The sequence below is a fragment of the Streptosporangium sp. NBC_01639 genome (assembly GCF_045209755.1).
Classification (GTDB): domain Bacteria; phylum Actinomycetota; class Actinomycetes; order Streptosporangiales; family Streptosporangiaceae; genus Streptosporangium.
Window position 1 is genome coordinate 1,675,662 of the sequence record NZ_CP109272.1, and the last position, 14,499, is coordinate 1,690,160.

The window sequence follows — 14,499 nt, forward strand, 5'->3', positions numbered from 1 at the left end:
TCACTCTGTGTGCCGACGATATCGCTGAGTGTCTACAAAAGTAGGCCGGACCCGGCGTTTCCAGCGATGTGGATCACACCGGCGATCAGACCGCGCGATCACTGTCGGCGAGGGTGCGCCGGAGCGCCGCGGCGATCCCCGCGGCGGCGGCTCCCGGGTCGGCCGCACCGGTGATCGGGCGGCCGATCACGAGAAGATCGGCCCCGTCGGCGAGAGCCTGCTCGGGAGTCGCTATTCTTGCCTGATCCTGACTCTCGGCGCCGGCGGGGCGGATGCCCGGAGTGATGAGGGTGATGTCCGGTCCGACCTCTGCCCGCACCGTGGCGACCTCACGCGGCGAGCACACGAGGGCCTGGGCGCCCGCGCCGACGGCCATGGCCGACATGCGGCGCACGGCGTCCTCGGAGGGTCCGGCGATGCCGATGCGCTCCAGATCGGCCTCGGAGAGCGACGTGAGCACCGTCACGGCCGCGATCTGGGTGGCGGGCAGGGCCTCCACGGCCGCACTGATCATCGCGGGGCCACCGCCCGCGTGGACGGTCAGGATGGCGGGCCTGAGCCGTGCCACGGCCCTGGCCGCCCCCTCGACGGTGTTCGGGATGTCGTGGAGCTTCAGGTCCAGGAACACCTGGACACCGCTCGCCCCGCGGATCGAGGCGATCACCTCGGGGCCGTAGCGGAGATAGAGTTCGAGTCCGATCTTGACGGTGCTGACATGAGGCGTCACCAGACTCGCCCAGTGGGCGGCGGTCTCCAGGTCGGGTGCGTCCAGGGCAACGGCGATGGGTGCGGGCCTCACAGGGAACTCTCCTCTAGATCTATCCGATGCCGGGTGGACGCCCCCGGCGGGCGATGGGCCAGCCCGACCGCGTCGGCCAGCCGGTGGAACCCCCGGGCCGCCAGGAGCTCCTCCAGCTCGCGCAGGATGCGCAGGCAGGCGTAGGGGTCGTGGAACAGCGCCGTGCCCACCGCGACGACGCAGGCCCCGGCGAGGATGAGCTCGAAGGCGTCCCTGCCGGTCAGCACACCGCCCATGCCGATGATGGGCACGCTGGGCAGCGCCGCGTGGACCTGCCAGACGCAGCGTACGGCCAGCGGGCGGATGGCCGGTCCGGACAGCCCGCCGGTGACCGCGGCCAGCGAGGGGCGCATGGCCTCGGTGTCGATGCTCATGCCGAGTGGGTTGTTGATCATTGAGAGCGCGTCGGCGCCGCCGTCCACGCACGCACGGGCGACGCTCACGATGTCCACCACGTCCGGGGAGAGCTTGGCCACCACGGGCACGTCGTAGCGCATCACCGAGCGCACCGAGGCGATCACCTCGGCCGAGGCGGCGCCGTCGCGGGCGAAGACCCGGCCCCGGTCCTCGATGTTGGGGCATGACAGGTTGACCTCCACCGCGCTCACCCCGGGGGCGTCGGTGAGCCTCCGGGCCAGCGCGGTGTACTCGGCCACGGTGCCGCCGCCGATCGAGACCACGGTCCTGATGCTCCGCTGGGCCAGCCAGGGCAGCTCGCGCTCCAGGAAGGCGTCCACGCCCGGCCCCTGGAGTCCCACGGCGTTGAGCATGCCCGAGGGCGTCTCGGCCATCCTGGGGGTCGGACGGCCCGCTCTGGGGGCCATCGTGATCGACCGCGTGGTCAGCGCGCCGATCCGGCCCAGGTCGAAGAACTGGGAGAGCTCGGAGCCCGACGCCGCGCACCCGGCGGCCGTGGTGATCGGATTGACCAGTTCCACGTGCCCCAGGTACGTCCGCATGTCAACCGGCATTGTTCCGCGATCCCCCACCGGGCGCTCCGAGCGCGTCGAACGGGATCGTTCCCACATCGTCGAAGCGGACGCGCTCGCCCCGGAAGACCGGTCCTTCGACGCACGAGCGGACCATCCGGGTGACACCGTCGTCCCCGATGACCGGCAGCACGCACGTCATGCACACGCCCACCCCGCACGCCATCCGCTCCTCCACGGCCACCTGGACCGGGATGTCGAACTCGACCGCCACCGCGGTGACGCCGCGCAGCATCGGCATCGGACCGCAGGCGTAGACCGCGTCGGCCCGGACGTCGGCGATCACCCCGGGCAGCACGTCGGTCACCCGGCCGCGCAGGCCCAGCGAGCCGTCTTCGGTGGTCAGCGTGGTCGTCTCACCCATCCGCCGGGCGCGCAGCGCGCCGAACACCCGGTCGGCCGAGGCCGCGCCGAGCACGAAGTCGACCCGGCAGCCACGCTGCTGGAGCGCGTCGGCCACCGCGAACAGCGTCGCCGAGCCGTACTCGCCGCCGACGAGAACGCAGTTCACCGGATCGCGCGGCAGCGGGAACGGCCGGCCCAGCGGCCCGACGAGGTCGAGCGTGTCGCGGGCGCGGCGCTCGGCCAGCCACGTCGTGCCCGGACCGCGCACCGAGAAGACGAACTCCACCGTGCCGCCGTAGTCGGGCTTGACGTCGTGCACGGAGAAGGCACGGCGCGTCAGCATCGCCGTCTGCGCACCGCCGACCGCCACGGCGACGAAATGGCCGGGCCGGAAGCGCTCGGCGATGCCGGGCGCCACCACGGTCAGCGCATGGTAGGCGTCGACCCGGCGCGTCGTCAGCACCGTGCCCGTCACCTGCACCGGAGTAACAGGCGTCTTTCTCACCTCCGCCCGGGCATCAGCCCCGCAGCCGCAGTGCCAATGGTCGCGCCCGGCTCCTCATTCGCTCCGCGGACGGCTCATCCTTCACCGGCCACTCCGCTCATCCGTCCCCTGAGCCGCTCGTGCCCATGGTCGCGCCCGGCTCCTCATTCGCTCCGCGGACGGCTCATCCTTCACCGGCCACTCCGCTCATCCGTCCCCTGAGCCGCTCGCCGTGCTCCTGGAGCGACCGTACGCCGATGTCGCCGCGGACGATGGCCTGAATGCCCTGGACGGCGGCGGCGAGTCCCTGGACCGTCGTGATGCAGGGGATGCCCCGCAGCACGGCGGCGGTGCGGATCTCGTAGCCGTCCAGCCGCGGCCCGGACTGGCCGGGGCTGCCGAAGGGCGTGTTCACGATGAGATCCACCTCGCCATCCAGGATGCGACGGCCGATGGTCGGCTCACCCTCGGGGCCCGTTCCCTCGCTCTGCTTTCGCACGATCTTGGCATGGACGCCGTTGCGGCGCAGCACCTCTGCCGTTCCCTCGGTGGCCAGAATCTCGAAACCGAGGTCCGCGAGCGCCTTGACCGGGAAGATCATGGCGCGCTTGTCCCGGTTCGCCACCGAGACGAACGCCCGCCCCTTGGTCGGCAGCGAGCCGTAGGCGGCGGCCTGCGACTTGGCGTAAGCCGTGCCGAAGAACTCGTCGATCCCCATGACCTCGCCGGTGGAGCGCATCTCCGGGCCCAGGATGGTGTCGACGCCCCGGAACCGGTTGAACGGCAGCACCGCCTCCTTGACCGCGATGGGCGCGTCGAGCGGCAGCGTGCCGCCGTCGCCCTCGGCCGGGAGCATGCCCTCCGCGCGCAGCTCGGCCACCGTGGCCCCCATCATCACCCGGGCCGCCGCCTTGGCCAGCGGCACCGCCGTGGCCTTGGAGACGAACGGCACCGTACGGCTGGCACGCGGGTTGGCCTCCAGCACGTAGAGGATGTTGGCCGACATCGCGTACTGCACGTTGAGCAGGCCGCGCACGCCCACCCCGCGGGCGATGGCCTCGGTGGCGGTGCGGATGCGCTTGATGTCGTGGCTGCCGAGCGTCATCGGGGGCAACGAGCACGCCGAGTCGCCGGAGTGGATCCCGGCCTCCTCGATGTGCTCCATCACCCCGCCGAGGTAGAGCTCCTCGCCGTCGAACAGCGCGTCCACGTCGATCTCGACGGCCTCGTCGAGGAACTTGTCCACCAGCACCGGGTGGTCGCTGGCCGCGCCCGCCCTGGACATGTAGGTGGTCAGCGTCTCGTCGTCGTAGACGATGGCCATGCCCGCGCCGCCGAGGACGTAGGAGGGCCGGACCAGGACCGGGTAGCCGATCTCCTCGGCGATCGCCAGCGCCTCGTCCACGGTCACCGCGGTGCCGTGCTTGGGCGCGGGCAGCCCGGCCTCCGCCAGGACGCGGCCGAACGCGCCGCGCTCCTCGGCCAGGTGGATCGACTCCGGAGAGGTGCCGACGACCGGGACCCCAGCGTCCTTGAGCGCCTGGGCGAGGCCGAGCGGGGTCTGACCGCCGAGCTGGACGATGACGCCGGCGACCGGTCCGGTCTGCTGCTCGGCGTGGACGACCTCCAGGACGTCCTCCAGGGTGAGCGGCTCGAAGTAGAGGCGGTCGGAGGTGTCGTAGTCGGTGGAGACCGTCTCGGGGTTGCAGTTGACCATGACGGTCTCGAATCCGGCCGCCGACAGCTCGAAGGAGGCGTGCACGCACGCGTAGTCGAACTCGATGCCCTGGCCGATCCGGTTCGGCCCGGAGCCGAGGATGAGCACCTTGGGGCGATCGCCGTAGGGGACCTCGGTCTCCTCGTCGTAGGTGGAGTAGAGGTAGGGCGTCTGCGCGGCGAACTCGGCGGCGCAGGTGTCGACGGTGTTGTAGACCGGCCGGACGCCCAGGGCGTGGCGCAGGTCGCGCACCCTCGGCTCCGTCATGTCGCGCAGCTCGGCGATCTGCAGGTCGCTGAAACCGTACCGCTTGACCCTCGCCAGCACCTCGGCGGTGAGCTGGGGCGCCTTGCGCAGCTCGGCGGCGACCTCGTCGATCGCGAACAGCTGGTCCACGAACCACGGGTCCACCGCGGTGGCCTCGAACAGCTCCTCGGGCGTGGCCCCGGCGCGGATGGCCTGCTGCATGGTGAACAGGCGCCCGTCGTGCGGGGTGCGGCAGGCCGCGAGGAGGGCGTCCTTGTCGCCCGGCTCCCCGGCCCAGGTGAAGACGGCGCCCTTCTTCTCCAGCGAGCGCAGCGCCTTCTGCAGAGCCTCCGGGAAGGAGCGGCCGATGGCCATGGCCTCGCCGACGGACTTCATGTGGGTCGTCAGGGTCTGGTCGGCCCCGGGGAACTTGTCGAAGGCGAAGCGCGGCACCTTGACCACGATGTAGTCGAGCGAGGGCTCGAACGACGCCGGGGTCTCCCTGGTGATGTCGTTGGGGATCTCGTCCAGGGTGTAGCCGACGGCCAGCTTGGCGGCGATCTTCGCGATCGGGAAGCCGGTGGCCTTGGAGGCCAGGGCGCTGGAGCGGGAGACGCGCGGGTTCATCTCGATGACGACCATGCGGCCGGTGCGCGGGTCCACGGCGAACTGGATGTTGCAGCCGCCGGTGTCCACGCCGACCTCGCGGATGACCGCGATGGCGACGTCGCGCATGTTCTGGTACTCGCGGTCGGTGAGCGTCAGGGCGGGGGCCACGGTGACGCTGTCGCCGGTGTGCACGCCCATCGGGTCGATGTTCTCGATGGAGCAGACGATGACGACGTTGTCGGCCTTGTCGCGCATGACCTCCAGCTCGTACTCCTTCCAGCCGATGATGGACTCCTCCAGGAGCACCTCGGTGGTCGGCGAGGCGTCCAGGCCCGCCCCGGCGATGCGGCGCAGGCCCTCCTCGTCGTAGGCGAAGCCGGAGCCGACACCGCCCATGGTGAAGGAGGGGCGTACCACCAGCGGGTAGCCCAGCTCGCCCACGGCGGCCAGGCACTCGTCCATGGTGTGGCAGACGACGCTGCGGGCCGACTCGGCGTTGAGGCCGCGTTCGGCGGCGACCTTGGCCACGATGCCCTTGAACAGCTCGCGGTTCTCGCCCGCCTGGATGGCCGCCACATCGGCGCCGATCAGCTCGACGTCGTACTTGGCCAGGACGCCGGCCTCGTGCAGGGCGATCGCGGTGTTCAGCGCGGTCTGCCCGCCGAGGGTGGGCAGCAGCGCGTCGGGGCGCTCCTTCGCGATGATCTTCTCGACGATGTCCGGGGTGATCGGCTCGACGTAGGTGGCGTCGGCGAACTCGGGGTCCGTCATGATCGTCGCCGGGTTGCTGTTGACGAGGATCACGCGGTAGCCCTCGGCGCGCAGCACGCGGCAGGCCTGGGTGCCCGAGTAGTCGAACTCGCAGGCCTGCCCGATCACGATCGGGCCGGAGCCGATCACCATGACCGACTGGATGTCCGTGCGCTTAGGCACCCTTGCTCTCCTCTGTGCTCATGGTCGCGCTCGGCTCCTCACCCGCTGCGCGGACGCGTCCCCTCGCCTGCTCCATCGACGCGCAGAACCGGTCGAACAGCCCCGCGGAGTCGTGCGGGCCGGCCGCGGCCTCGGGGTGGTACTGGACGCTGAAGGCGGGACGGTCGACCAGCCGCAGCCCCTCGACGCAGTCGTCGTTGAGGTTGACGTGGCTGACCTCCGCCGGGCCGTACGGCGTGTCGAAGCGCCCCTCCAGGGGGGCCTGTACGGCGAAGCCGTGGTTGTGCGCGGAGATCTCCACCTTGCCGGTGCGGCGGTCCTGGACCGGCTGGTTGACCCCGCGGTGGCCGTAGCGCAGCTTGTAGGTGCCCAGGCCGAGGGCCCGTCCGAAGATCTGGTTGCCGAAGCAGATGCCGAAGAACGGCGTGCCGGAGTCGAGGACGCCGCGTAGCGCCTCGACCGGCCCGTCGGCGGTGGCCGGGTCGCCGGGGCCGTTGGAGAAGAACACTCCGTCGGGGTTGAGCGCGAGGATGTCGGCGGCGGTGCTGGAGGCGGGCAGGACGTGCACCTCGCAGCCGCGTTCGGCCATCCGGTGCGGGGTCATCGCCTTGATGCCGAGGTCCACGGCCGCGACGGTGAACCGCTTGGCGCCGATCGCCGGGACGACGTACGGCTCGGCGGTGGAGACCGCCTCGGCCAGGTCCGCGCCCTCCATCGCGGGGCTGCGCCGTACCCGTTCCAGCAGCTCCTCGACGGGGGCGAGCGCCCCTCCGGAGAAGACTCCGGCGCGCATGGCGCCGCGCTCGCGCAGATGGCGGGTGAGGGCACGGGTGCCGGCGATGGCGATGCCGACGACGCCCTGCCCCTTGAGGTAGTCGTCGAGGGAGCGGTCGGCGCGCCAGTTGGAGGAGACGCGCGCGGGCTCGCGGACCACGTAGCCCGCGACCCAGACGCGCGAGGACTCGGGGTCTTCGTCGTTGACCCCGGTGTTGCCGATGTGCGGCGCGGTCATCGCGACGATCTGGCGGTGGTAGGAGGGGTCGGTGAGCGTCTCCTGGTAACCGGTCATCCCGGTGTTGAAGACCATCTCGCCGAAGGTCTCGCCCTCGGCACCGTAGGGAATCCCATGGAAGACACGGCCGTCTTCCAGCACAAGCACTGCGGTCACTCAAACACCCCGATCGTCTCGGTCATTGCTCCGCAAAGTATGAAATATCCGGCACATCGGAGAGGCGGGCCTCCACGATGTGGGACGCCCCCGCGCACGGCCCGGCCGCGCCTGGGGGTGAGTGCCGTCACGCGAGCTTTCCGTCCAGGACGGTCGGCCGGCCACGCAGGAAGACGGCCACGACGCGGCCGGGCAGGGATCTGCCCTCGTACGGCGTGTTACGGCTCTTGGAGGCGTAGCCCGCGGGGTCCACCTCGGCGCGGACGGCGGCGTCGTAGAGGGTGATGTTGGCCGGGGCGCCGACCTCGATCGGCTGCCCGTGGCCCTCCAGCCGGCCGATCCTGGCCGGGGCGGCGGACATGCGCTCGGCGACACCGGCCCAGTCGAGCAGCCCGGTCTCCACCATGGCCTCCTGGACCACCGACAGCGCCGTCTCCAGACCGATCATGCCCATCGCCGCGGCGGCCCACTCGGTCTCCTTGTCCTCGAGCGGGTGCGGGGCGTGGTCGGTGGCGACGCAGTCGATCGTGCCGTCGGCCAGCGCCTCGCGCAGCGCCGCCACGTCGGCGCGGGTGCGCAGCGGCGGGTTCACCTTGTAGATCGGGTTGTAGGAGCCGACGGGAGAGTCCTCGACGAGGTCGTCGGTGAGGAGCAGGTGGTGCGGGGTCACCTCGGCGGTGACGTCCCAGCCCTTGGACTTGGCCCAGCGGACGATCTCCACCGAACCCGCCGTGGACAGGTGGCAGACGTGCAGGCGGGAGCCGACGTGCGCGGCGAGCAGGCAGTCGCGGGCGATGATCGCCTCCTCGGCGACCGCCGGCCAGCCGGTGAGGCCGAGCCGGCCGGAGACCGCGCCCTCGTTCATCTGGGCGCCGGAGGTCAGGCGCGGCTCCTGGGCGTGCTGGGCGACCACCCCGTCGAAGGCCTTGACGTACTCCAGCGCGCGGCGCATGAGCACCGCGTCGGAGACACACTTGCCGTCATCGGAGAAGACGCGGACCCGCGCGGCGGAGTCGGCCATCGCGCCGAGCTCGGCCAGCCGCTCACCCTGGAGGCCGACGGTGACGGCCCCGACCGGGCGCACGTCGCAGTGGCCGGCCTCCTGGCCCAGCCGCCAGACCTGCTCCACGACGCCCGCGGTGTCGGCGACCGGCTCGGTGTTGGCCATGGCGTGCACGGCGGTGTAGCCGCCCAGGGCGGCGGCGCGGGTGCCGGTGGCGACGGTCTCGGCGTCCTCGCGGCCGGGCTCGCGCAGATGGGTGTGCAGGTCCACCAGGCCGGGCAGGGCGATGAGGCCGCGGGCGTCGACCGTCTCGTCGCCGCTCAGCCCCTGTCCGATCTCCGCCACGAGGCCGTCGCGGATCAGGATGTCGGCCGGCTCGCCGCCGATGATTCTCGCGCCCTTGATGACGATGCTGGTCACTGGATCTCTCCCCCGAGGTCGGCGCCGCCAAGCAGCAGGTAAAGGACGGCCATGCGAGTGGTCACACCGTTGGCGACCTGCTCGACGATCGTCGAGCGCGGAGAGTCGGCCACCTCGGCCGCGATCTCCATTCCCCGGTTCATCGGGCCGGGGTGCATCACGATGGCGTCGTCGTGCATCTTGGCGACGCGGTCGCGGTCGAGGCCGTAGCGGCGGCTGTACTCCCGCTCGGTGGGGAAGAACGCCGCGTTCATCCGCTCGCGCTGCACGCGCAGCATCATGACCACGTCCGACTTCGGCAGCACGGTGTCGAGGTCGTAGGAGACCTCGCAGGGCCAGGAGTCCACGGTCACCGGGAGCAGGGTGGGCGGGGCGACCAGGGTCACCTCGGCGCCGAGCGTGCTCAGCAGCAGCACGTTGGAGCGGGCCACCCGGCTGTGCAGCACGTCGCCGACGATGGTGACCCTCCTGCCGTCCAGCGGGCCGAGGCGGCGGCGCATGGTGAAGGCGTCCAGCAGGGCCTGGGTGGGGTGCTCGTGGGTGCCGTCGCCGGCGTTGACGACGCTGCCGCGCACCCAGCCGGCCAGCCGGTGCGGCGCGCCGGAGGCGCCGTGCCGGATGACGACGGCGTCGGCGCCCATCGCCTCCAGGGTGAGCGCGGTGTCCTTGAGCGACTCGCCCTTGGACACGCTGGAGCCCTTGGCGGAGAAGTTGATGACGTCCGCCGACAGGCGCTTGGCCGCGGCCTCGAAGGAGATCCTGGTCCGGGTGGAGTCCTCGAAGAAGAGGTTGACCACGGTACGGCCGCGCAGGGTCGGCAGCTTCTTGATGGAACGTTCCGAGATCTTCGCCAGTTCGTCGGCGGTGTCCAGGATGAGCAGGGCGTCATCACGGCTCAGGTCGGCCGCCGAGATCAGATGCCGCTTCACTTGTCGTCTTCCTTCAGCAGCAGGACCGCGTCGCGGCCGTCGTTCTCCTCCAGGTAGACCTTGACGATCTCGGACTTGGAGGTCGGGAGGTTCTTTCCCACGTAGTCGGCCCGGATGGGCAGCTCGCGGTGACCGCGGTCCACCAGGGCGGCGAGCTGGACGGCCTGCGGGCGGCCCAGGTCGTTGAGCGCGTCGAGCGCGGAGCGGACCGTGCGGCCGGAGTAGAGGACGTCGTCGACGAGGACGACGACCCTGCCGTCGATGCCGTCGGCGGGCAGCTCGGTGCGACCCAGGGCGCGGGCGGGACGGAGCCGGAGATCGTCGCGGTACATCGTCACGTCAAGGGATCCGACGGGCACCGAACGGCCCTCGAACTGCTTGACGTAGGCGGCCAGCCGGCGGGCCAGGTGCACGCCCCGGGTGGGGATCCCGAGAAGGACGATGTCCTCGGCGCCCTTGGTGCGCTCAAGGATCTCGTGGGAGATGCGGATCAGCGCGCGGTTGATGTCAGGTCCCTCGAGGACCGCACGGACGCTGCCGCGGGCATGCGAAATCGCATCAGTCAAAGAAAACACCACCTTTCCCGCCTCACAGGACGGGTCTTAAAGGAAGTCAACGCCCTCACGTTAGCAGCCGTACGGCGGCACGCCGGAATCGGTCTCTTGATTCCGTAACGATGACAAACCAGGACATAGGTCTACATACAGTACTCCATGGCCGGTGTAGATCATTGATCGGCAAACTCATGCCGCCCCGGACGTGGTGCAGGACCGCCGGGGCACGGCCGGTGGTGACCGAACTCCGGCCCCGCCGTCACCATGCCCCGGCCCCGGGCGCGTCCCAGGGTCCACGAAGCAGGGGAAGCCGGGTGACATCTGAGCCGTTAAAGGGAGTTTCATACCTTCTGACCTCGGGGAACTCATCGATATCACCCATGGACCCGGGTGACACGGGGGACCTGTGCCGGGGGGCGAGATGGAGGAATCTTCTGGCGAGCCTCCGCGGGGACGGATCGCCGCGGAGGAGGACGCACTTCGCGACGGAGCGGCGGCGACCCTGGCGGCCGAGCACGGCAAGCTCGGCCTCCCCGCGGCGACCTCGCTCGTCGTCGGCAACATCGTGGGCACGGGGGTGTTCCTGCTGCCCGCCTCCCTCGCCGCCTACGGCACGGTCGGCATCCTGGCGATGGGCCTGGTGTCGATCGGCGCCATCGCGCTCGCCGTCGTCTTCGGCAGGCTCGGCGCGCGGGTGCCCGCCGCGGGCGGACCCTACGCCTACGCCAAGGACGCCTTCGGCGAGTTTCCCGGCTTCTGGAACGCCTGGTCGTTCTGGCTGACCGCCTGGATCGGCAACGCCGCGATCGCCGTCGTCTGGGTCAACTACGCCAACTACTTCCTGCACTGGGACTCGGCCGCCGGCCAGCTGGCCCTGGCGCTCGCCGCCCTGTGGATCCCGGCCCTGATCAACCTGAGCGGTGTGCGGAACATCGGCATGTTCACCCTGGTCACCACCGTGCTGAAGTTCATCCCGCTGATCTTCGTCGCCGTGGTCGGTCTCTTCTTCGTCAGGAGCGCCAGTTTCGGCCCGTTCAACGCCACCGACGGCAACTGGGTCGGCGCCCTGTCCACCGCGGGCGCGCTGGCGCTGTTCATCTACTCCGGCGTGGAGAGCGTCACCATCGTGGCGGAGAAGATCAAGGATCCGGCGCGCAACATCGGCCGGGCCAGTGTCTACGGCGTGCTGATCTGCGCCGCGATGTACCTGCTCAGCACCGTCGCCATCTTCGGCACCGTCCCGCACGCCGCCCTCGCCACCTCCAGCGCCCCGTTCGCCGACGCGATCAACAACATGTTCGGCGGCGGCGTCGGGGGCGGCGTCATGGCGGCCTGCGCGGTGGTCTCCGGCATCGGCGCCATCAACGGCTGGACCATGCTGGTGGCCGAGATGCCGATGGCCGCGGCCAGGGACGGCCTGTTCCCGCAGATCTTCACCAGGGAGAACCGCCGGGGCGCCCCGTGGGTGGGCATCGTCATGGGCACCGCGCTGACCACGCTGGTCGCGCTCTACAACTACTTCGGCACGGTCAACGGCTTCGACAAGATCCTGCTGATCGCCACCTTCACCACGATCATCCCCTACTTCTTCTCCGCGTGCGCCCAGCTCTTCTGGCTGGCCACCGGAGGCAGAACGGTGCAGGGGGCCCGCCTGGGCCGTGACCTGGCCATAACCGCCGTGGCGATCCTGTTCGGCTTCTGGATGGCGTACGGCGCCGGCATGGAGGCGGTCTTCATCGGCTTCCTGATGATGCTCGTGGGTATCCCGGTCTACATCTGGGCCAAGGCGAAACGCGGCGAATACGGCCCAAGGAACGAGGCTCCGGCTCCCCGACCGCTCTGACAACGACGAAGGAAGACGCGAATGACCTTTCATGTCGACTCCGAGGTGGGCAGGCTCCATCAGGTCCTGCTGTACAAGCCCGAGCTGGCGCTGAAGCGGCTCACCCCGTCGAACAAGGACGACTTCCTCTTCGACGACGTGCTGTGGGTGCAACGCGCGCTGGAGGAGCACGAGCAGTTCCAGCGGGTGCTGCGCGACCGGGGCATCACCGTCCACCTGCTGGACGACCTGCTGCACGAGACGGTGGAGATCCCCGAAGCCCGCAAGTACATCCTGGACAACGTCGTCGACGAACGGTACTTCGGGCCGATGGCCGTCGACGCCCTCCGCAACGTGCTGGACGCGATGGACTCCGACGAGCTCTCCCTCTACCTCGTCGGGGGCATCACCAAGCGCGAACTGGTGGACAGGGGAACCGACCCCAAGAGCCTGGCGTTCCACACGCTCCCGCCCGACGGCTTCGTCCTGCCGCCGCTGCCCAACCACATGTTCACCCGTGACACCTCCTGCTGGATCTACGACGGCGTCTCCGTCAACGCGATGCGGAAGAAGGCCCGCCAGCGCGAGACCGTGAACTACGAGGCCGTCTACCGCTACCACCCGATGTTCGCCCCCGGTTACGACCGGCCCGGCGAGGGCGGCTACAACGTCTGGATGCGGGGGCTGGCCGCCGCGCCGGCCACCATCGAGGGCGGCGACGTGCTCGTCATCGGCCGGGGGTCGGTACTGGTCGGGATGAGCGAGCGCACCCAGCCGCAGGCGGTGGAGATGCTCGCGCGGAGCCTGTTCAGCAAAGGCGCCGCAGAGCGGATCGTCGCGCTGGACATGCCGAAGGCCCGGGCGTTCATGCACCTGGACACCGTCATGACGAACGTGGACGTCGGGGTGTTCACCAAGTTCGCCGGTCTGGGCATGCTGCCCTCCTACACGGTCGAACCCGGTGACACGGAGAAGGAACTGAAGATCACCGACCATCCCGCCGAGGACATGCACAAGGCCATCGCCCGGGCCCTCGACCTGGACGACATCAAGGTCCTCACCCCCACGCAGGACGTCTACGCCGCCGAGCGGGAGCAGTGGGACGACGGCTGCAACGTACTGGCCGTCGAACCCGGTGTCGTCGTCGCCTACGAACGGAACACGACCACGAACGACTACCTGCGCGACAACGGCGTCGAGGTGATCACGACCCCCGGCGGCGAGCTCGGCCGGGGCCGCGGCGGCCCCCGCTGTATGAGCTGCCCACTCGAACGCGACGGCATCTGACCCGCTCCACCGGCCCGGGGGACACACATGGCATACAACCTGCGCAACCGCAGCTTCCTGAAGGAGCTGGACTTCACTCCGGAGGAGTTCAAGTTCCTGATCAAGCTGTCGGCCGACCTCAAGGCCGCCAAGTACGCCGGGAGCGAGGTCCCCCACCTCGCCGGCAAGAACATCGTGCTGATCTTCGAGAAGTCCTCGACCCGCACCCGGTGCGCGTTCGAGGTCGGCGCCCACGACCAGGGCGCCCACGTCACCTACCTCGACCCCGGCGGCTCCCAGATGGGCCACAAGGAGTCGGTGAAGGACACCGCGCGGGTCCTCGGCCGCATGTTCGACGGGATCGAGTACCGGGGGAGCAGACAGGCCCATGTCGAGGAACTCGCGGCCTACTCCGGCGTGCCCGTCTGGAACGGCCTCACCGACGAATGGCACCCGACGCAGATGCTCGCCGACATGCTCACCATGCAGGAGCACAGCGACAAGCCCCTGCACGAGATCTCCTACGCCTACCTCGGCGACGCCCGCAACAACATGGGCCACTCGCTGCTGGTCACCGGCGCGATGCTCGGCATGGACGTGCGGATGGTCGCGCCCCGGGACCTCTGGCCGGACGAGGAGGCGATCGTCGGCCCGGCCAGGGACCTCGCCAGGAAGACCGGCGCCACGATCACCATCACCGAGGACGTGGCCGAGGGCGTCAAGGGCGTGGACTACCTCTACACCGACGTGTGGGTGTCCATGGGCGAGCCCGGGGAGGTGTGGGACGAGCGCATCGAACTGCTCATGCCGTACCAGGTCAACGCGGAGGTGCTGCGGGCCACCGGCAATCCGGGAGTCAAGTTCATGCACTGCCTGCCGGCCTTCCACAACCGGGAGACGAAGGTCGGCGAGGAACTGTTCGAGAAGACCGGCCACGACGCGCTGGAGGTCACCGAAGGGGTCTTCGAATCCCCGCGCTCGATCGTCTTCGACCAGGCCGAGAACCGGCTTCACACCATCAAGGCCATCATGGTGGCCACCCTGGGGGACTGAGACCCGTGCACTCCACACCATCAAGGCACGAGCAGGCCCGGCCACCCTGGAACACCGAGACCACACACACCACACCATCAAGGCACGAGCAGGCCCGGCCACCCTGGAACACCGAGACCACACACACCACACCATCAAGGCACGAGCAGGCCCGGCCACCCT

At 70.1% G+C, this 14,499-nt stretch carries 11 protein-coding genes; 3 read left to right on the plus strand and 8 right to left on the minus strand.

Annotated elements, in window-relative coordinates:
* Window positions 1–85 precede the first annotated feature (85 nt).
* The 8 genes from pyrF to pyrR all read right to left on the minus strand — a co-directional run bounded on the left by pyrF (window position 86) and on the right by pyrR (window position 10,208).
* On the minus strand, window positions 86–799 hold the full coding sequence (gene pyrF, locus OHA77_RS07390; RefSeq protein ID WP_406317008.1) for an orotidine-5'-phosphate decarboxylase: 714 nt from the start codon (window positions 797–799) through the stop codon (window positions 86–88).
* Entirely contained in the window at window positions 796–1,770 is a 975-nt protein-coding gene (locus OHA77_RS07395; protein ID WP_326821399.1) for a dihydroorotate dehydrogenase, read from the minus strand. The genes pyrF and OHA77_RS07395 overlap by 4 nt, the downstream gene beginning before the upstream one ends.
* Window positions 1,760–2,638, minus strand: coding sequence for a dihydroorotate dehydrogenase electron transfer subunit (locus tag OHA77_RS07400; protein ID WP_406317010.1), 879 nt, complete (start codon window positions 2,636–2,638; stop codon window positions 1,760–1,762). Before OHA77_RS07400 ends, OHA77_RS07395 begins: the two co-directional genes overlap by 11 nt.
* A gap of 163 nt (window positions 2,639–2,801) precedes the next feature.
* A complete protein-coding gene (carB, locus tag OHA77_RS07405) occupies window positions 2,802–6,122 on the minus strand; it encodes a carbamoyl-phosphate synthase large subunit (RefSeq protein WP_406317011.1) in 3,321 nt (1,106 codons plus the stop codon).
* Window positions 6,115–7,290 carry a glutamine-hydrolyzing carbamoyl-phosphate synthase small subunit gene (carA, locus tag OHA77_RS07410; protein WP_326821397.1) on the minus strand — a complete coding sequence of 392 codons (1,176 nt, stop codon included), beginning with the start codon at window positions 7,288–7,290 and terminating at the stop codon, window positions 6,115–6,117. The genes carB and carA overlap by 8 nt, the downstream gene beginning before the upstream one ends.
* 127 nt (window positions 7,291–7,417) lie before the next feature.
* Window positions 7,418–8,713 carry a dihydroorotase gene (locus OHA77_RS07415; RefSeq protein ID WP_406317012.1) on the minus strand — a complete coding sequence of 432 codons (1,296 nt, stop codon included), beginning with the start codon at window positions 8,711–8,713 and terminating at the stop codon, window positions 7,418–7,420.
* Window positions 8,710–9,642, minus strand: coding sequence for an aspartate carbamoyltransferase catalytic subunit (locus OHA77_RS07420; protein ID WP_184757485.1), 933 nt, complete (start codon window positions 9,640–9,642; stop codon window positions 8,710–8,712). Before OHA77_RS07420 ends, OHA77_RS07415 begins: the two co-directional genes overlap by 4 nt.
* On the minus strand, window positions 9,639–10,208 hold the full coding sequence (gene pyrR, locus OHA77_RS07425) for a bifunctional pyr operon transcriptional regulator/uracil phosphoribosyltransferase PyrR (protein WP_326821395.1): 570 nt from the start codon (window positions 10,206–10,208) through the stop codon (window positions 9,639–9,641). The genes OHA77_RS07420 and pyrR overlap by 4 nt, the downstream gene beginning before the upstream one ends.
* Window positions 10,209–10,617: 409 nt before the next feature.
* On the opposite strand from pyrR, the gene OHA77_RS07430 reads away from it, so the two are divergent.
* Genes OHA77_RS07430 through argF form a run of 3 tightly spaced genes read left to right on the plus strand, consistent with a single transcriptional unit; the run spans window position 10,618 to window position 14,337 of the window.
* Window positions 10,618–12,039 (plus strand): amino acid permease, encoded by a 1,422-nt coding sequence (locus OHA77_RS07430; protein ID WP_406317014.1) that lies wholly within the window; start codon window positions 10,618–10,620, stop codon window positions 12,037–12,039.
* A 21-nt stretch (window positions 12,040–12,060) separates the two neighbouring features.
* Window positions 12,061–13,305: an arginine deiminase gene (locus OHA77_RS07435; protein ID WP_406317015.1), complete on the plus strand. Its 1,245-nt coding sequence runs from the start codon at window positions 12,061–12,063 to the stop codon at window positions 13,303–13,305.
* 27 nt (window positions 13,306–13,332) lie between these two features.
* Window positions 13,333–14,337: an ornithine carbamoyltransferase gene (gene argF / locus OHA77_RS07440; RefSeq protein WP_406317017.1), complete on the plus strand. Its 1,005-nt coding sequence runs from the start codon at window positions 13,333–13,335 to the stop codon at window positions 14,335–14,337.
* Window positions 14,338–14,499: the final 162 nt, after the last annotated feature.

Coding starts and splice junctions, on each gene's coding strand:
- OHA77_RS07430 (WP_406317014.1), top strand. CDS start 10,618: ATGGAGGAATCTTCTGGCGAGCCTCCGCGGGGACGGATCGCCGCGGAG.
- OHA77_RS07395 (WP_326821399.1), bottom strand. CDS start 1,770: ATGCCGGTTGACATGCGGACGTACCTGGGGCACGTGGAACTGGTCAAT.
- argF (WP_406317017.1), top strand. CDS start 13,333: ATGGCATACAACCTGCGCAACCGCAGCTTCCTGAAGGAGCTGGACTTC.
- OHA77_RS07435 (WP_406317015.1), top strand. CDS start 12,061: ATGACCTTTCATGTCGACTCCGAGGTGGGCAGGCTCCATCAGGTCCTG.